This window comes from Acidovorax sp. GW460-11-11-14-LB4 (genome assembly GCF_059423685.1).
On record NZ_JBWKYJ010000015.1, the window covers coordinates 58,179 to 76,138 of the forward strand.

19 protein-coding genes are annotated in these 17,960 nt (G+C 61.4%); 13 read left to right on the forward strand and 6 right to left on the reverse strand.

The annotated features are described in order from the left end of the window. Window positions 1–41: 41 nt before the first annotated feature. The 3 genes from arfB to AC07X4_RS08510 all read right to left on the reverse strand — a co-directional run bounded on the left by arfB (window position 42) and on the right by AC07X4_RS08510 (window position 1,466). Window positions 42–455, reverse strand: a complete 414-nt coding sequence (arfB, locus tag AC07X4_RS08500; protein ID WP_494739826.1) for an alternative ribosome rescue aminoacyl-tRNA hydrolase ArfB — start codon at window positions 453–455, stop codon at window positions 42–44. A 27-nt stretch (window positions 456–482) separates the two neighbouring features. After that, window positions 483–956 carry a type II 3-dehydroquinate dehydratase gene (aroQ, locus tag AC07X4_RS08505; protein WP_056064698.1) on the reverse strand — a complete coding sequence of 158 codons (474 nt, stop codon included), beginning with the start codon at window positions 954–956 and terminating at the stop codon, window positions 483–485. A 174-nt stretch (window positions 957–1,130) separates the two neighbouring features. Further along, on the reverse strand, window positions 1,131–1,466 hold the full coding sequence (locus AC07X4_RS08510; protein ID WP_056064701.1) for a hypothetical protein: 336 nt from the start codon (window positions 1,464–1,466) through the stop codon (window positions 1,131–1,133). A gap of 171 nt (window positions 1,467–1,637) precedes the next feature. On the opposite strand from AC07X4_RS08510, the gene AC07X4_RS08515 reads away from it, so the two are divergent. The 5 genes from AC07X4_RS08515 to AC07X4_RS08535 all read left to right on the forward strand — a co-directional run bounded on the left by AC07X4_RS08515 (window position 1,638) and on the right by AC07X4_RS08535 (window position 8,469). Beyond that, window positions 1,638–3,473 carry a glutamine--tRNA ligase/YqeY domain fusion protein gene (locus AC07X4_RS08515; RefSeq protein WP_494739827.1) on the forward strand — a complete coding sequence of 612 codons (1,836 nt, stop codon included), beginning with the start codon at window positions 1,638–1,640 and terminating at the stop codon, window positions 3,471–3,473. Window positions 3,474–3,571: 98 nt separating this feature from the next. Then, window positions 3,572–5,956, forward strand: a complete 2,385-nt coding sequence (locus AC07X4_RS08520) for a hypothetical protein (protein ID WP_494739828.1) — start codon at window positions 3,572–3,574, stop codon at window positions 5,954–5,956. Further along, the gene (locus AC07X4_RS08525; protein ID WP_494739829.1) at window positions 5,949–7,499 is read left to right on the forward strand and encodes a pPIWI-associating nuclease domain-containing protein; all 1,551 of its coding nucleotides are present in this window, start codon (window positions 5,949–5,951) and stop codon (window positions 7,497–7,499) included. Before AC07X4_RS08520 ends, AC07X4_RS08525 begins: the two co-directional genes overlap by 8 nt. An 18-nt stretch (window positions 7,500–7,517) precedes the next feature. After that, on the forward strand, window positions 7,518–8,057 hold the full coding sequence (locus tag AC07X4_RS08530; protein ID WP_494739830.1) for a DUF924 family protein: 540 nt from the start codon (window positions 7,518–7,520) through the stop codon (window positions 8,055–8,057). A 112-nt stretch (window positions 8,058–8,169) separates the two neighbouring features. Beyond that, window positions 8,170–8,469 (forward strand): hypothetical protein, encoded by a 300-nt coding sequence (locus tag AC07X4_RS08535; protein WP_494739831.1) that lies wholly within the window; start codon window positions 8,170–8,172, stop codon window positions 8,467–8,469. Between the two features lie 56 nt (window positions 8,470–8,525). Here the strand turns inward: AC07X4_RS08535 and AC07X4_RS08540 are convergent, their stop codons facing one another. Then, entirely contained in the window at window positions 8,526–9,476 is a 951-nt protein-coding gene (locus AC07X4_RS08540; RefSeq protein ID WP_494739832.1) for a M14 family metallopeptidase, read from the reverse strand. Between the two features lie 224 nt (window positions 9,477–9,700). On the opposite strand from AC07X4_RS08540, the gene AC07X4_RS08545 reads away from it, so the two are divergent. The 5 genes from AC07X4_RS08545 to AC07X4_RS08565 all read left to right on the forward strand — a co-directional run bounded on the left by AC07X4_RS08545 (window position 9,701) and on the right by AC07X4_RS08565 (window position 13,596). Continuing rightward, window positions 9,701–11,128, forward strand: a complete 1,428-nt coding sequence (locus tag AC07X4_RS08545; RefSeq protein WP_494739833.1) for a S1 family peptidase — start codon at window positions 9,701–9,703, stop codon at window positions 11,126–11,128. Further along, on the forward strand, window positions 11,125–12,123 hold the full coding sequence (locus AC07X4_RS08550) for an FHA domain-containing protein (RefSeq protein WP_056747058.1): 999 nt from the start codon (window positions 11,125–11,127) through the stop codon (window positions 12,121–12,123). Before AC07X4_RS08545 ends, AC07X4_RS08550 begins: the two co-directional genes overlap by 4 nt. Before the next feature lie 37 nt (window positions 12,124–12,160). After that, window positions 12,161–12,490, forward strand: a complete 330-nt coding sequence (locus AC07X4_RS08555; RefSeq protein WP_015014990.1) for a hypothetical protein — start codon at window positions 12,161–12,163, stop codon at window positions 12,488–12,490. Window positions 12,491–12,642: 152 nt separating this feature from the next. Then, complete coding sequence (locus AC07X4_RS08560) at window positions 12,643–12,960, forward strand: DUF2322 family protein (protein ID WP_494739834.1); 318 nt, start codon at window positions 12,643–12,645, stop codon at window positions 12,958–12,960. Window positions 12,961–13,125: 165 nt separating this feature from the next. Continuing rightward, on the forward strand, window positions 13,126–13,596 hold the full coding sequence (locus AC07X4_RS08565; protein ID WP_494739835.1) for an SRPBCC family protein: 471 nt from the start codon (window positions 13,126–13,128) through the stop codon (window positions 13,594–13,596). Between the two features lie 38 nt (window positions 13,597–13,634). Here the strand turns inward: AC07X4_RS08565 and AC07X4_RS08570 are convergent, their stop codons facing one another. After that, a complete protein-coding gene (locus AC07X4_RS08570; RefSeq protein ID WP_494739836.1) occupies window positions 13,635–14,420 on the reverse strand; it encodes a transporter substrate-binding domain-containing protein in 786 nt (261 codons plus the stop codon). A gap of 353 nt (window positions 14,421–14,773) precedes the next feature. On the opposite strand from AC07X4_RS08570, the gene AC07X4_RS08575 reads away from it, so the two are divergent. Continuing rightward, window positions 14,774–15,022, forward strand: a complete 249-nt coding sequence (locus tag AC07X4_RS08575; RefSeq protein WP_056064732.1) for a hypothetical protein — start codon at window positions 14,774–14,776, stop codon at window positions 15,020–15,022. 152 nt (window positions 15,023–15,174) lie between these two features. Here AC07X4_RS08575 and AC07X4_RS08580 read toward each other — a convergent pair whose 3' ends face one another. Beyond that, a complete protein-coding gene (locus AC07X4_RS08580) occupies window positions 15,175–16,437 on the reverse strand; it encodes a phospholipase D-like domain-containing protein (protein WP_494739837.1) in 1,263 nt (420 codons plus the stop codon). A gap of 174 nt (window positions 16,438–16,611) precedes the next feature. Here AC07X4_RS08580 and AC07X4_RS08585 point away from each other — a divergent pair, with 174 nt between their 5' ends. Beyond that, window positions 16,612–17,553, forward strand: a complete 942-nt coding sequence (locus AC07X4_RS08585) for a peptidoglycan DD-metalloendopeptidase family protein (RefSeq protein WP_494739838.1) — start codon at window positions 16,612–16,614, stop codon at window positions 17,551–17,553. Between the two features lie 88 nt (window positions 17,554–17,641). Continuing rightward, window positions 17,642–17,960 (forward strand): pseudouridine synthase (locus AC07X4_RS08590; RefSeq protein WP_494739839.1); only part of this gene is annotated, 319 nt, incomplete at its 3' end.

The following is a 17,960-nucleotide window of genomic DNA, read 5'->3' on the forward strand; positions in this document are numbered from 1 at the left end:
ACGCCCTCCAGCCCCTACGCAGGCCTGCTCTGGCCCGCAGGTCAGGAGCCGTCGCGCACCCTGCCCCGCAGCGCCTTGGTCTCACCCCGCTGCGTTTTGCTTTGCAAACGCCGCTGTTTCGACCCATAGGTGGGCTTGGTGGCCCGGCGCACGCGGGGCGGCACGGCCACGCTGTTGACCAGCGCATTGAGCCGCTCCAGGGCATCGGCACGGTTTTGCTCCTGGCTGCGGTACTTCTGGGCCTTGATGACCACCACACCGTCTTGCGTGATGCGGGTGTCGCGCAGGGCCAGCAGGCGCTCCTTCACGCCCTCGGGCAGCGACGACGCCACCACGTCAAACCGCAGGTGGACGGCACTGGACACCTTGTTGACGTTTTGCCCGCCCGCGCCCTGCGCGCGCATGGCGGTGATTTCAACCTCGTCCTCAGAAACTTGCAGGGGCAGCGGGACCATGGCCGTGGAATCCCCCGCGCCCAGCCATCAGGCCGCTGGCTGCTGGGCCAGCAACTGCGCCAGCCCGTCAATCGCCAGGCCATAGCCCAGCACGCCAAAGCCACACATCACCGCCTTGGCGGCGGCGGCCATGTACGAATGGTGGCGGTAGGCCTCGCGCGCATGCACATTGCTGATGTGCAGCTCGATCAAGGTGATGCCCGTGCCCTTGATGGCATCGTGCAGTGCAATGCTGGTGTGGGTGTAGGCCCCAGCGTTCATGACCACGCCCGCCAGCTCGCCCGCTGCGTGCAGGCGGCCCGCCTCGTGAATCCAGTCCACCAGCGCGCCTTCGTGGTTGCTTTGGTGAAAACGCAGCGCAAAACCGTGGCGGTTGCAGGCGTCGGTGCAGAGCTTTTCCACATCGGCCAGGGTGGCCGCGCCGTAAACGGCAGGCTCGCGCGTGCCCAACAGGTTCAGATTGGGGCCATTGAGGACAAAAACGGTTTTATTGGCAGTCACAGACAGGGTCTCCGGGGCGATGCGCCTGCCACGCTGGCAGGCCAGAGTGCGGGATTATGAAGCGCCAAGAAAAAAGCGGCCCCGAAGGACCGCTGTAAAAGGCAGCCTGTGCAACGCTGCCTGTGAGCGACTCGCGCCCAAGAGGTTGGTGACAAACCAGCCGCTGGGGGCTGATCAACGGTCCCAGTGGCGACCGTGGCCGTGTCCGTGGTGGCGGTGGCCGTAACCATAACCGCCGTAATACACCGCTGGGGGTGGCGTGTAGTACACCGGGGGAGCGTTGTAGTACACAGGGCGTGGAGGGGGAGCGTAGTACACCGGTGGGGGCGGTGCCACATACACCGGGGCGGGGGCGTAGTAGCCATTGCTGGCCCCCACCACCACGCCGGGCACGCCAATGCCCACGGACCAATTGACATCGCGGGCCTGGGCGGAGCCAGCACCGGCCAACAGGGCCAGCGCCACACCCGCCACAGCGGCCGCAGTAGAAACAGAACGGGTTTTCGTCATGGAAATCTCCTAGTGAATGAGGGCGGCCAGCCAAAAGGACACGCCTCACCGGTACACAACGCACCAAGTGCCTAAAAGGATGGCACAAAATCGTCTTTACGTTGTGTCTGAACGTACACGCGCTGGTTTTAATGCGTAAACCGTCACGAAACCGCCGCCTAAAATGGCTGGATGAGCACCCCCTCCCCCGCCAATACCGCCGCCACTGCCACTTCTGCGGCCCCTGAAACCGTCAAGCCCAGCAATTTTTTGCGCCAGATCATCGAACACGACCTGGACAAAGGCACCTACGCCACCCGCCGCTGGGCTGGCACCCCCGGCGACGCCGCCCACCACACGGCCGGCCAGCCCGACCCCGCCAAGATCCGCACCCGCTTCCCGCCCGAACCCAACGGCTACCTGCACGTGGGCCACGCCAAGAGCATTTGCATCAACTTTGGCCTGGCGCGCGACTATGGCGGCGTGTGCCACCTGCGCTTTGACGACACCAACCCCGAAAAAGAAGACACCGAATACGTCAACAGCATCATCGACGCCGTGAAATGGCTCGGTTTTGACTGGACACAGATCGGCCAGGCCCCCGGCAGCGCTGCCCCCTACCAGGCCAGCGACTACTTCGACTTCATGTACCGCGCGGCCGAATACCTGATCGAAGCCGGTCACGCCTACGTGGACGAACAGACCGCCGAACAAATGCGCGTGAACCGGGGCGACTTCAGCAAGCCCGGCGTGGACAGCCCCTTCCGCAGCCGCACCCCGGCAGAGAACCTGCGCATCTTCCGCGAGATGAAGGACGGCCAGCACGAAGACGGATCGATGGTGCTGCGCGCCAAGATCGACATGGCCAGCCCCAACATCAACATGCGCGACCCGGCCATCTACCGCATCCGCCGCGCCACACACCACAACACGGGCGACACCTGGTGCATCTACCCCATGTACACCTACGCGCACCCCATCGAGGACGCGCTGGAGCAGATCACCCACAGCCTGTGCACGCTGGAGTTTGAAGACCAGCGCCCCTTCTACGACTGGCTGCTGGAGCGCTTGACCGAAGGCGGCCTGCTGGCCAGCCCGCCCCCCCGCCAGTACGAATTTGCGCGCCTGAACCTCACCTACGTCATCACCAGCAAGCGCAAGCTCGCCCAGCTGGTGTACGACCACAAGGTCAGTGGCTGGGACGACCCCCGCATGCCCACCATCGTGGGCCTGCGCCGCCGCGGCTACACGCCCGCATCCATCCAGACCTTTGCCGAACGCATCGGCGTGACCAAGTCCGACAGCTGGATCGACTACAGCACCCTGGAAGGCTGCCTGCGCGAAGACCTGGAGCTGAAGGCCCACCGCGGCATGGCCGTGCTCAACCCCGTCAAGCTGGTGCTCACCAACTGGGACGACGTGATGGGCGCCGGCCACCTAGAGCCCTGCAGCCTGCCCGCCCTGCCCCACCCACCTGAAGGTGTGGAAAGCCCCGTGCGTCACTTCACCATCGGCAAGGAAGTCTGGATCGAACGCGAAGACTTTGAAGAAGTACCCCCCAAGGGCTACAAGCGCCTCTTCCCCGGCAACAAGGTGCGCCTGAAGGGCGGCTACGTCATTGAATGCACGGGCTGCACCAAAGACGCCGACGGCAACATCACCGAAGTGCTGGCCACCGTGGTGCCCGACACCAAGAGCGGCACCCCCGGCGCCGACAGCGTCAAGGTCAAAGCCGCCATCACCTGGGTGGGCGTGGCCGACGGCGTGAACGCCGAAGTGCGCATGTACGACCGCCTGTTCCTGGACGCCCACCCCGACGCGGGCGGCAAGGACTTCATCGAAAGCCTGAACCCGAACAGCCTGAAGGTGGTGACTGCCATCGTGGAGCCATCATTGGCCAATGCCAAGCCGGATGACAAGTTCCAGTTTGAGCGGCACGGGTACTTTGTGGCGGACCGGGTGGACCACCGGGCGGAGAAGCCGGTGTTTAACTTGGCGGTGGGGTTGAAGGATAGTTGGGGGAAGTAACTGTAAAAGTAATTTCAATAGATTCCAACTTTAAAGAACCGGTTAGCGTTGGGAACTATCAAAACGCGTGATCCAATTCAAACCGAGGACGGGAGCAAATGGGCCAAGAAGAACTTTCGACAATTGGCACTGTCTATGCCATTAACGAAAAATACGAAACAGGATCAATTCGTCTTTATGACAATCGACGTGTTCAGTTCAGTTTTTCGTCTATTGAACGAGGCACACCTCCTCTAAAACTCAAAGATGAGGTGAGCCTAACCATCGTGCAGACCGAAAATGGATTAACTGCAAGCTCGGTTCGCGTCCGCGGTATTGAATCAACCACCTCAAAAGAAGGTTTTGAGCAAAGCGAGTTGGAATTTCCAGACCTCCCCAGCGGGATCCTTTTGGCTTCGGAAAGAGAGGAGGACTCGAGCGAAGAGGCCGAACCAGCACCTTCTGCAAGGAAACTGTATGAGCAGGCAGCAATTGCTCGTGCTGAAGGGCGTTTTTCGGCTGCGAAAGAATTATTTCAAAAGGCGATTGACACTGGAGGCAATGCCGACGTTCACAGGACATATGCCAAGATGCTCATTGAGGGCGGTGGGAGAGATCACGTCAAAGCACGAGAGCTCCTTGAATTGGCAATTCAGCGCTTTCCAAATCGCCCCGAATTTTTCGTCATGTACGGACAAATGGAGCGCAGATCGGGCAACCTACTTGCAGCAGAAAAGGTTTTGCGATCGGGGATTGAAAAACATAGAACTCACTCTCTCTTGCAGATGGGATTGGCGCAAGTTTTGTCGCAAATGGCGACAGCGACAAGCATAAAGGAAGCCGGGGAGATTTTCGACCATCTTGAAGCTACAGGAAAGCTCAATAAGCACGATAGGACATACACACGTTTTCGCGCATTGGCCGACAATCCGAGAGCCGGCAGAGCCTATTCATTCTTAGATAAGGTAACTGGTTTCCACCCCGGGATTCCCGGACGTCGTGACCTCCCCATCGGGGTGAGCGATCTTGTCGTAGATATCAAAGACCCTGAACTAGATGCGTCTTTTGGAGTGGGAGGGGCTTACCTTGTTCGTTGTTTTAGCAATGACCCTAAGCGAGCAGACATCTTAGCTCTTAGTAAGCATTTGCGTTCACTCAAATCAGACTCAACAGTTGGTCTTACTAGTGGACGTGACCTTGTACTGAATTCGACGATAGCGTTTGTATCGGTCCCCAAAACCGCATCAATCCGGGACTTTTTAATGAGTGTTCTCAGTGAGAACAACGAAGCTATTTTGCCTATCGACGAACAACTCATGCAGTCAGGAGGTGAACCCAAAGAAAAGATGCGCAACCTGCTCAGTCAGTTCCTTGGATTACGTGATTTGTATGACAGCACATTGCCCGTCTCAGGACGCCGACTCTTTGGCCGAGAAAAGCTTCTAGTACAAGTTGCAGATCAAGCACACAAAGGTGAATTCGTCGGTATTTTTGGTCTGAGGAAAATGGGGAAAACCTCCCTGATGTATCAGCTACGCGATGAGAAATTAAAAGACGAGGCCGTTGCATACGTTGATCTCCAATCGAGTCCCGGCCTTGCAATTGGTAGCTTCGCACCTGTACTGTGGGAAATCGAACGTGATTTACTTACACGCCTTTCGCCAAAGTTTCCATCAGTATCCAAGATGCTTCGCCTTGGTAGCTTCTCACGTTACAGCGATGCCATTTCTGCCGGAGTAAATCCGAGTTTACTTTTCTCCGAAGACCTTAGAGAATTGCTTGATGCGATTGCAAATCACGATCTAGTTGGTGTTAACAGAGTCGTGATTATTTTAGATGAGTTAGAGCGCTGCTTGCCGCTCGCAGGCCAACAACCTATGGCAGGTTATATTGAATTTTTTGGACTTCTCCGAGGATTGGCACAAACAGAACGATATAGAGGCATCCTCTCAAGCGTAGTAGTTGCCGCGAATGCCGCAATTAGCGAAAAAGCTTACTGGGAAGGACGGGAGAATCCTGTTTTCTCCCTCTACAAACCGCTATTTGTTCCTCCACTTTCGAAGACCGATGCCGCCCAAATGATTCAAAGTCTCGGCAAAGGAATGAGTGTTTACTGGGAACCGGCAGCTATCGATGCTGTATTCAGCGAATGTGCGGGGCACCCGTTTTTGACTCGCATGCTTTGCAGCCAAATTACCAAGAAGCACTTAAATCGACCAATCCAAGTTACTGCGCGAATGGTAAAAAGTGAAATTCCGATCTTTATTCAAGATAAAAGTGACAAGTTCGAACAGATAACAGAACTACTACACGCTCACTTCCCTGAAGAGGAGAAGCTCTTAGAGCAACTAGCCTTAGGAAAGAGCATTGGCGTGGTTAAAGACGAGGCAATTCGACATCTTCTGGGGTACCAATTGATAAGCAGGACACCCAGTGGACTTGAAATGTCACTCAATGCGTTGACATCGTGGCTTAGAAGACGTGCAGGGGTATCAAATGTCTAACCCCTATCGGTGGAATCAGGTCAATCTCGATCTTGTATATGGCCGTGGCTCCCTAATAGACGAGATGCTAAAGGCACTACCATCGGCAAATGGAAATTCTTTCGGCATTACTGCTGCAAGACGAATGGGAAAAACTACTGTCTTGCGATCAGTTGAAAGAGATCTGCTCAATGGACTTCAAATTTATGCAGACAGTGGAACGGCGATTATTCCGATTTATATCGATGGATTAACACTCCCTAGACCACTAACTGCTAATTTTATTTGGGGTCGAATCTATCACAAGCTTAATATCAATTTTCAACCGGACTCAAATATCAGTGAGTCCCCCATGGAATTTTCAGATTTTGCAGACAAGTGCTCCACGCTATTTGAAAACTCTGAAAAGGTGCCGCGCGCAATTGTACTCTTTGACGAAATTGAACATATTGTTGTCAATCAAGAATGGGCTGGTGCTTTTTTTGCAAATTGGCGCGCACTATTGAGCAACTTCCCTAGCATCTCTGGGCACATTTGCGCGGTATTTTCTGGCGCCAGAGAAATGGCAAATTTGCAGCACGACATTGGTTCTCCGCTAATGGACGTTCTAGAGTGGAGAAGTCTGCGAAATCTTGACGTAGTTGATACAGGGCGTTTGATGACCGAAGCCTCGGGACTAGACATCGCGAATGACGTAATCACATTTGCATTCGAAGAAACCGGTGGTCACCCGATGATTCTGCAATATGTAATGCAGAAATTTCTCGCTCAATCAGTCAATCGCACTGAAGCTACTATTCAGGAATGCATATCAGACTTCGAGACCAAGCGCGCTTGGCAGTTTGGCGAATGGTGGAGCAAGTATTGCGATGCCGCTAGCCAGCTGGTCTATTCATCTCTTCCGAAAGATCATTCATACAAAGCTGTAACAGCATTTGCGAACGAGCTGGGTGGCTACGAGTCGAGCAAGGCTCTCGAGATACTGCAACACGTAGGAATCGCGGAACTCAGCACTGACAATAGTCAAGCTAGACGACGGTGTAGGATGTTTACCAGGTGGGCTGAAAAGTACGCTGAGAATGTGGCTTCAATTGCCTTCGACTCAGGTCTTGCTCTATTGCTCGAACAACTAAATCCAGCTCTTCGAGAAAAATATGTTTCTGCTTGGGCAATTTACAACCAAGACATGCCAAACTATTCAGGCGCAGTAAGTGAGATAAGAGACCTAGTTACACAAGTGCTTCATTTAGTATCCCCAGATAGTGCGGTCGAAGCGCAACCCAATTTTGCTTACGAAAATGGGCTAAAAAATCCTACTCGACGACAAAGAGTTATGTACTTATTCGGACTAGGCAGCAAAGAACAAGGCAAAGCTGTTGCTAGTGAAGACGAGCTACTGGAAGTCCACGCGGTTCAACTTGCAGGTGTACTTTCTAAAAGTTATGCGAATGCTTCGGCGCTTACACACACAACTGCAAGTCGACCTTTAGCTTACACAGCGATGAAACAAGCCGAAAGTATCGTGGCTCAACTGATTTGTCGTTTCAATGAGCAGTATCTCTAGCAGATTAGGTCAAGGCCTATGCAGCCCCAATGCATCCTCCACTTCTGGTTCGAAGAGCTGAGCGCAAAGCAGCACTTCCTCAAAGACTCCACGCTGGACGACACTATCTGCGCGCGGTTTGGCGACACACTAGAGGCTGCGGTGCGGTGTGAATTGCTTGCGTGGCGCAACTCACCCGAAGGCCGGCTATCCGAGATCATTGTTCTGGACCAGTTCTCACGCAATGTGTACCGCGACACCGCCCGCGCCTTTGCACAAGACGCGCTGGCGCTTGCTCTGGCGCAAGAGCTGGTGGCCAGCGGGCAGGACCGCAGCCTGCCCATGGCGCAGCGCGTGTTTGCCTACATGCCGTACATGCACAGCGAATCTGCCGTGATTCATGAACAAGCCCTCACGCTGTTTGCACAGCCGGGCATGGAAAACAACCTGGACTTTGAGCGCCGGCACAAGGCCATCATCGACCGCTTTGGGCGTTACCCGCATCGCAACGGGGTGCTGGGCCGCACGTCCACGGCCGAAGAACTGGCGTTTTTGCGTGAGCCGGGGTCGTCGTTCTGACTCAGGTGCTATCTCAGATCAGAACGCTCCTCTATTGATAGCTGCCAGCGCATACCCTTCTAGCGCTACAGGCTAATTTCATTCAAAACAGCTCCAGCAGCAAAGCCCATCCATGACGCATCCGTTCTCCCCCACCTTCGCCCATGTGCCGCGTGGCCGGGTGGCTGGCCCGTTGCAGCTGGTGCCCGTCAATGCCGCCGTGGTGTCCGTGCACACGGCCGATGGGGCGCATGTGGGCTCGCTGAAGTTGGTCGGCGGGGTGTGGAAGTTCAAGGCCATGGGCTACGACGCCGCAGGCCGCATGGAGCCGGGCCATGGGCCGCTGACGGAGCAGCACAACATGGCGTTCGCGGCCCTCGATGAGGCCGAGGTGAGTGCCCGGCTGCTGGGCGCTTTGGGAAACGCTGGGTAACAAGCGCCAAGAAAGCACCAAAAAATACGAAGCCGCGCCGCACAGGGCCGCACCTCTCACAGTTGCGCGTCGGCCAGCACAAACTCCACCGCCGCACACGCCGCCGCCACCTGCGCCTCAATGCACTGCTCGGGCGTGGCGCGGGGGCTGTCGGGGTAGACCTCGGTTGTGGTGGTGTAGCGCGCCCCGGTGACGCTCGCGCACAGGCCCCACTGCTTCATCGGGTAGTGGATGACGCCCGGCGCCACCACGGGCGTGCCGATGATTTCGTTTTCCTCGTCTGCAGGCGCAATGTGGGTCACGCGGCTGACGGCCTCGATGATGGCTTGCTGGAAGGCGGGCTGCGGGTTGTCGGTGTCGTCCACCAGGTAAAAGCCGTCGGGGATGCTGCCGGGCTCGAACACCTTGCCGTCGCGCGCGGCCACGGCGGGGCGGTATTCGGATTCGTCGGTGTCGGTGGTTTCGTGCAGGTCGATGTGGGCGGCAAACGGGCCGTATTGGGCCTGGTGCTGGGCCACCAGGCGCATGAGGGCGGCGGACTCCTGCGCGGGCGAGCCTTCCTTGAACGAGCGATTGGGGTCGATGGCGTCAAAGTTCCAGCGCTGAACCCGCTCGTACGCCCAGGGGCTGACGCAGGGCACCACCAGCAGGTTGGCGCGGCCCGCAAAGCGCTCGGCCTGCGTGTCCACAAACCGCAGTGCGCCATGCACGCCACTCGTCTCGTAGCCGTGCACTCCCCCTGTGACCAGCACAGTGGGCAGGCCGGGCTGCCAATCGCGGCTGCGCAGGGCACGCAGGGGAAAGCGCTCTGCCGGGTGCTGTGCGTCGGCATAAATCACGTCGCCATACATCTCCACGTCAAACCGGCCCCGTAGTGCCTCGATGGCCATGAGCACGTCGTCGGCGTAGCTGCGCTGGCGCACCTGGCGCGCGCGCCACTGCTCGCGTTCTGCAGCGCCCCAGGGTTGGCCGGGCGTGCCGATGGGATAGGTGTGGGTGGGTTGCATGGGTGCGTGGGATGGAGTGGCAGGTGAATGGCAGGCCCGGCGGCAAGCGGGGCCAACGGAATGGACAACGCCAATAAGAGCGGCTAACAAAACTCAGCGAAGCGGTTCTGGCTAGGCGCTGTGTCGCAGGCAGTACGAGCAGTACGACAAGACACAGCAACGACGCCAGAAGAGTTTTGTTAACCGCTCTAAGGCTTGTCGCAGGGCGTTCATAGAATACCGCGATGCCCTTCCCTTTGATTCGGCCCTTGCGGCTGGCGACCTCGTCGCTGCTTTTGCTGCTGTGTGCGCTGGCGCACGCACAGCCCGCCCCCCAACCCGCAGCTGCCAGCACCCCGGCCACGCGCCCGGCGGGCGGTGCCCCTGTGGATGGCACAACACCCACACCGGGGGGCACTGCAGCCGCCGCGCCCACAGCGGCCGACGCGGCCCTGCTGTCGCGCGATGCGCGGCGCATTTACGAGCTGTCGCGCGACAAGCTGGTGCAGATCCGCACGCTGCTGCGCAACGCCAACACGCAAGCGTCGATTGGCTCGGGCTTTTTTGTGTCGGCCGATGGGCTGATCGTCACCAACTTTCACGTGGCCAGCCAGCTCGCGCTGGAGCCCGAGCGCTACCGGGGCGTGTACGTGACGATGGAGGGGCAGGAGGGCGAGGTGGAGCTGTTGGCGTTTGACGTGCAGCGCGACCTGGCCGTGCTGCGCGCCAAGGGGCGCACGGCAGCGGCGCCGGTGCTGGGCTTTCGCCCCACCACCGACGCGCTGGCGCAGGGCGAGCGCATTTACTCGCTGGGCAACCCGCTGGACATCGGCTTTGCCGTGACCGAGGGCACCTACAACGGGCTGGTCAAGCGCAGCTTTTACCCCCGCATCTTTTTTGGCGGCGCGCTCAACCCCGGCATGAGCGGCGGCCCCGCCGTGGACGACGCGGGCCGGGTGCTGGGCGTCAACGTGGCCAAGCGGCTGGATGGCGAGCAGGTGAGCTTTTTGATACCGGCCGAGTTTGCGCAGACGCTGGTGCAGCGCGCAGCCAACGCCCAGCCCATCACGCAGGCCGCACATGCCGAGATGACGCGGCAGCTGATGGAGCACCAGCAACTGCTGACGGAGCGCTTCTTGAAGGCGCCGTTTCGTGAGCAGCGCCACGGCAACTACCGGCTGCCCGTGCCCGACGATGCGCTGGCGCGGTGCTGGGGATCGGGGCGCGACCCGGCCTTTCCGGGCCTGAACCTGGAGCGCACGCAATGCCAGGCCGACAGCGACGTGGTGGCGGGCGACTTCAGCACCGGCGCGGTGCGACTGTCTTACGAGGCCTACAACGCCCCCACGCTGGGCGCCGCCCGGTTTGCCCGCATGTACTCGCAAAGTTTTGCGAATGAGCGCCTGCCCACACGGGGCAACCGCCACCAGACGGCGGCCGAGTGCACCGAGCGGTTTGTGGACCCCGGCACCGTGCCGCTGCGTGCGGTGGTGTGCCTGTCGGCCTACCGCAAGCTGACCGGCCTGTACAACATGACGGTGCTGGCCACCTCGGTCAACCAGCCCACACGGGGCGTGCTGGGCCGCCTGGATGTGCAAGGCATTGCGTTTGACAACGGCATGAAGCTGGCCAGCCACTACCTCAAGGCCTTTCGCTGGGAGGCCGCACCATGAGCGCGATGCCAACCACCACCCTGGGGCTGATCGAGGCGTTTGACCGCCACGGCGCGCTGCTGGCGCGTGCGCCCATCACCCGCTGGCCCGTGACGGTGGGCCGCGCGCTGGACTGCGACCTGGTGCTGGACGACCCGTTTGTGGCGCCCCGGCACCTGCGCATTGACCGCGCGGTGGACGAGCCCCGCACCGTACAGGTCGAGGTGCTGGAGACACGCAACGGCGCACGCCTGCAGCGCAAGCAGCATGCCCAGGGCGAACGCTTTGACTGGCCCGATGGCATGCCCATCGACCTGGGCCACACCCACATCCATCTGCGCCTGGCCGATGCGCCCATTGCCGAAGAGCAGGCGCTGCCGCAGTTTCCGTGGCGCACGGTGGGCACCACAGCAGCGCTGGCGGTGCTGGTGCTGCTGGCCGGGCTGGGAGAGTCGTGGCTGGAGGCCCGCGACGCCGCGCAATACCTGAAGTCGCTGCCCCTGTTGCTGCTGACCACGCTGGCCGTGGTGGGTGCCTGGGCGGGTCTGTGGTCCGTGGCCAACAAGCTGTTTGGCAGCCAGCTGCGGTTCTGGCGCCACGTGCGCATCGCGTGCGCCGCAGTGCTGGTGGCCGACGCGGTGCAGCTGCTGAGCTATCTGACGGCGTTCACGTTCTCGCTGGAGTCGCTGTCGCGGTTTGCCCCGGTGCTGATGGTGCTGGTGCTGGCCGGCGCACTGTACGCCCACCTGGCCACCGTGCTGCCCCGCCGCCGCGTGGGCCTGGCCTGGGCCATGGCGGCTGTGGTGCTGCTTGGTGTGCCGTCGTGGCTGGGCGCGCAGTGGCTCAACCGCATGCGGCTGGGCAACGAGCTTTACATGAGCAGCCTGTTCCCGCCCGCCCTGCGCGTGGCCCCTGCGGTGCCGGTGGACCAGTTCCTGCAAGACGCCGATGCGCTGCGCGGCAAGCTGGACCGGCGCCTGCGGGATGACGGGCTGGCGGATGAGGACGACGAGTAGGCGACCAGACGGCCTGCTTCTACCCTGCCATTGCCCCATGCGCCGCCGCAAGCCCCACCACCACGTCTACGTGGTCGAGCTCTCCAAAGACGTGCTGCTGGAGCCGCGCTTTCGCAAGTGCAACCCCGGCTACATCGACGGCAAGCCCTGCGTGTACGTGGGCATGACGGGGCTGGACCCGGATGTGCGGTTTGACAAGCACAAGGCGGGCATCCAGGCCAACCGGTTTGTGACGCAGTACGGCCTGCGGCTGCTGCCGGACCTGTACGAGGGCTTCAACCCCATGACCTACGAGGAGGCGGTGGACCGGGAGATCGAGATTGGCATCGATCTGCGCTCGGCGGGGTTTGGGGTGTGGCAGGCGTGAGCGCCTGCTCAAGGGGAGGCGCCTGTTCAAAGTCTGGGCCCCACGCGCATCCTTTAAGATTCCGCCCCGCTGATTCACCCACTCACTTTTTTATAGCTGCTCGCGCATGATCTTCTAGCGCTTGCGGCACATTTCACTTGAATTTGACCGCCATGAACTTCGCAGACCGCCTGAAGCAACTCCCTTCCGCCAGCCACCTCGCAGCCCTGCAACTGCTGGGCGCGGACGGCCAGGTGCAGGCCACCATCGAGAACAAGCCTGGCCAGACCGGGTCGCTGGTGGTGTATGCCGCGCTGGCGGCGCTGTATGGCGGGCAGATCACGCCTGCAGCCGCGAGCCTGGGGCTGGAGTGGTATGCGGAGCATGTGGCGGATGCGCGCGCCTTTCCGGGCAAGCACCCCAACATCGACCGGCTGCTGGCCTGGGCGCAGGGCAGCGAGAGCTTTGCGGTGCGCACCGTCGCCGCCTGAGCCGGCGCCACAAAAAAATGTGGTGATGCAAAGGGCCGGTTGTCGAAAACGCACCGGCCCGTTCGTCGTAGAGGTGTGAACGCGTAAAAGCCTCAGGCCATTGACCATCATGGTGTTGAGGCGCACGCTGTCATCCATCCACCGATTCCCCCAAGGAGCCCTTGCATGACCACCCCCAACCCCTCCGCCGCCACCGGCACCGTCACCCTGCACCGCGTGCTGCGCGCCCCGGCCGAGCGCATCTACCGCGCGTTTCTGGATGCCGACGCCATGTGCAAATGGCTGCCACCCCACGGCTTCACCGGCCGGGTGCTGAGCCTGGATGCGCGCGTGGGCGGCAGCTACCGCATGCAGTTCACCAACCTGAGCAGCGGCGGCACGCACGCGTTTGGCGGCGACTATGTGGAGCTGGTGCCGGGCGAGCGCATCGTGCACACCGACCGGTTTGACGACCCCAACCTGCCCGGAGAGATGCGCACCACCATCCAGCTCAAAAAAGTGATGACGGGCACCGAGGTGTCCATCGTGCAGGCAGGCATCCCGGCGGTGATTCCCACCGAGATGTGCTACCTGGGCTGGCAGGAGTCGCTGCAGTTGCTGGCGCTGCTGGTGGAGCCGGAGATTCCTGGCGAGTAACGCCCACAGCCCCCCCGGCCCTGGTCACTTCAGCAGCGTCACTTCAACCATTTGTCAGCGGCTTGCTTGATGGTGCCCCGGCTGTCCACCAGGCCCCACACAAAGCCCATCACGCGCACGTAGTCGGCGTCGTCGGTGGGCAGCATGAAGCCCAGGTAGTTCTTGGGCGTGAGCGGCGCGTCCACAAACGCCGCGTGCAGGCGCGGGTCGGCCTTGGCGTAGTGCAGGGCTTCATACGTCTCGGTGATCATCACGTCGCCCTTGCCTTCGGCGATCAGCGCGGGGATCTCGGCGTTCTTGTCGTGTGTGCTGACCTGGGCGGCCTTGAGGTTGGCCAGCACATAGGTTTCGTTGGTGCCGCCGGGGTTCTTGATGACGCGCACGGTGGGCTGGTTCATGGCGTCCACGCTGGTGTATTTGGCCTTGTCGACCGCGCGCACCAGGGCCACTTTGCCGAACGGGGCGTAGCCGGGCAGCATGTCAAAAATGCGCATGCGGTTGACGTTGCGGGTGATGCCGCCCACGGCCACATCGAACTTGTCGCCCTGCAGGTCCTTCACCAGGTTGGGCCAGGTGGTGGGCACGTATTCGATCTTCACGCCCAGCTCCTTGGCCATGGTTTCGATCACATCGATGTCGTGGCCGCTGTAGCCCGCGTCGGTCTTGATGGCAAACGGGCGGTAGTCGCCGGGCGTACCCACGCGGATGACCTTGGCCTCCATGATCTTGTCGAGCCGGGGACCTGCCTGCGCAGCCGGGCTGAAGGCGAGGCTGGCGACCACGGCGGCGGCTGCGGCAAGGGCCAGGGTTTTCTTGATGATCATGGGCAGGTTCTCCAGTAGGTCAGAAGATGTGACAAGAACAGGCATTTCCGTGGCCCGCAGCGAATGCGGACGCACTGGGGCCTGGGCCAGACACGTTACAACAAATGGCGCGCAGTACAAGGGCACATCGGCGGCCCACGGTCTGCATCGCGACACGTTACGCCCTGCATGACGCAAAGCCCATGCCAGACGCGAGAGCACGGAGTTCGCCCGGCGCAGGCATGAGCGCCTGCAGTCACAAATCCTTCGGATGCTCTAATTTTTATAGCGCATTAGGCATATCCGTTCGGCGCCAGACATCCATCTGGCACCAAACTGGGTTACCCTGACCGGTTCTGCAACAAGGATTCGCCATGAAAAAACTCAACGTCACCATCCAGCTCGAAATGACCGTGCCTGACAACTGGGAGCTGGTCGATACCTCTGAGGGCACGCCGGTCATCAAGCTGCCCGATGGCAAGTTCATGGACATCGCCATCGAACCCCTGTTTGCCACAGACCCCGAAGACCTGTGGGCTAGCACCGAAGACGAAGACGTGCTGGACGACATCCTCGACATGGTGGACAGCGAAGCCGTGACCTACGAGTTCGTGACGCACTGATCCATAAGCACGGCGGAGATGCCCGCCAGGGCAAACACTGCCCCGGCTGCGCACCGCAACCGCCGCCGCGCATCCACTACCAGCAACTACACTTTTGATAGCGCCTGGCGTATTGTTCACTGGCACCAGCGGCTGATTTCATTCAAACATTGTCACAGCTGCGACCGCATCCAGCCGGTCAAGGTCTCGTGCACTTTCTCGCGCAGCGGGCGGTCCCGCCAGGCCTCGTAGGTCACGCGGCGTGACCGTCGGATGTCGTCTTCAAACACCTGTGTCTGGCGCTGTGCAAATGCAGCGTCGTACACGTTCAGGTTGGCCTCGTCGTTCAGGCGGAACGAGCGGTTGTCAAAATTGGTGGAGCCCACCGACACCAGCAACTGGTCCACGATCATGACCTTGCAGTGGTACATGGTGGGCCCGTATTCATGAATCTCGGCCCCGGCCTGCAGCAGCTCGCGCCAGGTGGCGCGGGATGCGGCCTTCACCGTTTCAGTGTCGGTGTGCTCGCCGGGGGTAACCAGGCGCACGCGCACGCCGCGTGCCAGCGCATCCATCAGCAGCTTGCGGGTCAGGTCGTCGGGCACAAAGTACGCCACCGACAGGTCGATGCTGCGCTCGGCCGCTGTGATGGCCAGGTGGTACATGAGCTGCATGCTCTCGCTGCCACTCGATGGCGAGCTGGAAAACATCTGCGCCTTCTGCCCACCCGCCGGTGCGATGGCCGGAAAGTACGCCTCGCCATGCAGCACCTTGCCGGTGACCTTGAGCCAGTTGTCCAGAAACGTGGCCTGCATCTGCGCCACGGCGGGGCCGCGCACCAGGTAATGCGAGTCGCGCCAGTGGTCGGGGTCTTGCGCGTGGCCCGTCCACGCGGGCGCAATGCCCACGCCGCCGGTAAAGCCCACCTGCCCGTCCACCACCAGCAGCTTGCGGTGGGTGCGGTTGTTCAGGCGGGCCAGGTTGTACCAGTGGGGTTTGTGGAACTTTTCAATCAACACCCCGGCCGCCTTCATCTCGGCCAGGTAGCTTTCTTCCATCTTGGCGCTGCCCACCCAGTCGAGCAGCACATGCACGGGCACACCGGCGCGGGCGCGCTCGCTCAGGGCGTCGGCAAACTGCTTGCCGATGTCGCCCGACCAGTAGATGTAGGTTTCGAAGGTGACGCTTTTCTGAGCGGATTTGATCGCGGCCAGCATGGGTGGAAAGATCTGGTCGCCGTTGAGCAGCTCCGTCACCGCATTGCCGCCCACAATGCCCGGGCCCAGCAGGCTGCCCAGGGCGCGCTCGAACTGCGGGTGGGCGGCGCTGTACAGGCGCGGCAGCTGTTGCTGCACTTTTTTCTCGCCCGCCGTGAAGTTGAGTGCCAACAAGACAAGGACCCCGGTGGCCAGGGCCGTGAGCAAGACAGTGAGCATGGTGGAACGGCGGCGAGGGGCGGCGGGTGGCATGGCGCGATGGTAGGTGCCGACATGCAGGCGCGATGTAGGCGGACGCCGCCAACAGCGGGGGCACAATCGCCCTTGTCGGCCGCGATAGCGGGGCGCTTTGCGCGCGCACCAGCCCCTTGCGCAGTCACTTTGTTTTTGTTCATGCCTTCCTCTGCCGTGTCTGAATCTGCCCGCCCTGCTTCCGCCCACCCCGCCCTCTCCATCACCCGCCGCAGTGCCTTGATCGGCACGGCGGGCCTGCTCGTGCAGCCTGCCCTGGTGGCCCCTTTGCATGCCAAGCCTGTGCCACCCGCGCCCACGGTGTGGCCCCAGGCGCTGCAGGTGCCGGGCGGCGTGGCACGGTTGTCGCTGGGCCCGGCGGCCACGCGGCCGGTGGCGCAGGTGCGCCAGGGCGAGGTGGATGTGCCGCTGCGGGTGGTGGGCGATGCCATCGAGTGGACGGCCATCGTGGGCATACCGCTGGCGGCAGCGCCGGGCGATGCCTTCATCAGCGTGCTGCCCGAGGGCGGCGGCAGCCCGCGCCTGGTGCACTACAACGTGGCCCCCAAGCAATACAAGGAGCAGCACCTGAAGGTGTCGCCCCGCACGGTGGACCTCTCGCCCGAGGACCAGGCCCGCTACGAGCGCGAGCGCGACCACCAGGCCCAGGTGATGGCCACCTTCACCGAGCAGCCCGCCGGAGTGGCGCTGGCATCGCTGCGCATGCGCGTGCCCGTGCCGGGGCGGCGGTCCAGCTCGTTCGGGCTGCGCCGCGTGTTCAACGGCCAGCCGCGCAATCCGCACAGCGGCATGGACATTGCCGCCGCCACCGGTACGCCCATCGTGGCGCCGCTGCCAGGCCGGGTGATTGACGTGGGCGACTACTTCTTCAATGGCGGCACGGTGTGGCTGGACCACGGCCAGGGCCTGCTCACCATGTACTGCCACCTGAGCAGCATGGACGTGCGCGTGGGCGATGTGCTGCAGGCGGGCGACGCGTTCTGCAAGGTGGGCGCCACTGGCCGCGTGACCGGCCCGCACCTGCACTGGGGCGTGATGCTGAACCGCACCATGGTGGACCCGGCGCTGTTCGTACCGGCCTGATGGCGCAGGGCTTCATTACTATGCAATTGATAGCACCCAGTGCATATTGCACTAGCGCATCCGGCCCTCTTTGCTTGAAACCAGCCCCATGACCTCGCGCCTGATCCGTTTCAACAAACCCTACGGCGTGCTGAGCCAGTTCACGCCCGAGGGCAAGTGGCAGGGCCTGAAGGACTACATCGACCTGCCCGGCGTGTACGTGGCCGGGCGGCTGGACGCCGACAGCGAAGGGCTGCTGCTGCTGACCAACGACGGCAAGCAACAGGCCCGCATTGCCGACCCGCGCTTCAAGATGGAGAAGACCTACTGGGTGCAGGTGGAGGGCATCCCCAATGAGGCCGCGCTGGCCGCGCTGCGCGGCGGCGTGGTGCTGAATGACGGCCCCACCCTGCCCGCCCGCGCGCGGC

What these genes read in the sequence shown, in the direction of transcription:
- arfB (WP_494739826.1), bottom strand. Translation starts at nt 455, where the DNA reads ATGGTCCCGCTGCCCCTGCAAGTTTCTGAGGACGAGGTTGAAATCACC.
- AC07X4_RS08510 (WP_056064701.1), bottom strand. Translation starts at nt 1,466, where the DNA reads ATGACGAAAACCCGTTCTGTTTCTACTGCGGCCGCTGTGGCGGGTGTG.
- AC07X4_RS08515 (WP_494739827.1), top strand. Translation starts at nt 1,638, where the DNA reads ATGAGCACCCCCTCCCCCGCCAATACCGCCGCCACTGCCACTTCTGCG.
- AC07X4_RS08520 (WP_494739828.1), top strand. Translation starts at nt 3,572, where the DNA reads ATGGGCCAAGAAGAACTTTCGACAATTGGCACTGTCTATGCCATTAAC.
- AC07X4_RS08525 (WP_494739829.1), top strand. Translation starts at nt 5,949, where the DNA reads ATGTCTAACCCCTATCGGTGGAATCAGGTCAATCTCGATCTTGTATAT.
- AC07X4_RS08530 (WP_494739830.1), top strand. Translation starts at nt 7,518, where the DNA reads ATGCAGCCCCAATGCATCCTCCACTTCTGGTTCGAAGAGCTGAGCGCA.
- AC07X4_RS08535 (WP_494739831.1), top strand. Translation starts at nt 8,170, where the DNA reads ATGACGCATCCGTTCTCCCCCACCTTCGCCCATGTGCCGCGTGGCCGG.
- AC07X4_RS08540 (WP_494739832.1), bottom strand. Translation starts at nt 9,476, where the DNA reads ATGCAACCCACCCACACCTATCCCATCGGCACGCCCGGCCAACCCTGG.
- AC07X4_RS08545 (WP_494739833.1), top strand. Translation starts at nt 9,701, where the DNA reads ATGCCCTTCCCTTTGATTCGGCCCTTGCGGCTGGCGACCTCGTCGCTG.
- AC07X4_RS08550 (WP_056747058.1), top strand. Translation starts at nt 11,125, where the DNA reads ATGAGCGCGATGCCAACCACCACCCTGGGGCTGATCGAGGCGTTTGAC.
- AC07X4_RS08555 (WP_015014990.1), top strand. Translation starts at nt 12,161, where the DNA reads ATGCGCCGCCGCAAGCCCCACCACCACGTCTACGTGGTCGAGCTCTCC.
- AC07X4_RS08560 (WP_494739834.1), top strand. Translation starts at nt 12,643, where the DNA reads ATGAACTTCGCAGACCGCCTGAAGCAACTCCCTTCCGCCAGCCACCTC.
- AC07X4_RS08565 (WP_494739835.1), top strand. Translation starts at nt 13,126, where the DNA reads ATGACCACCCCCAACCCCTCCGCCGCCACCGGCACCGTCACCCTGCAC.
- AC07X4_RS08570 (WP_494739836.1), bottom strand. Translation starts at nt 14,420, where the DNA reads ATGATCATCAAGAAAACCCTGGCCCTTGCCGCAGCCGCCGCCGTGGTC.
- AC07X4_RS08575 (WP_056064732.1), top strand. Translation starts at nt 14,774, where the DNA reads ATGAAAAAACTCAACGTCACCATCCAGCTCGAAATGACCGTGCCTGAC.
- AC07X4_RS08580 (WP_494739837.1), bottom strand. Translation starts at nt 16,437, where the DNA reads ATGCTCACTGTCTTGCTCACGGCCCTGGCCACCGGGGTCCTTGTCTTG.
- AC07X4_RS08585 (WP_494739838.1), top strand. Translation starts at nt 16,612, where the DNA reads ATGCCTTCCTCTGCCGTGTCTGAATCTGCCCGCCCTGCTTCCGCCCAC.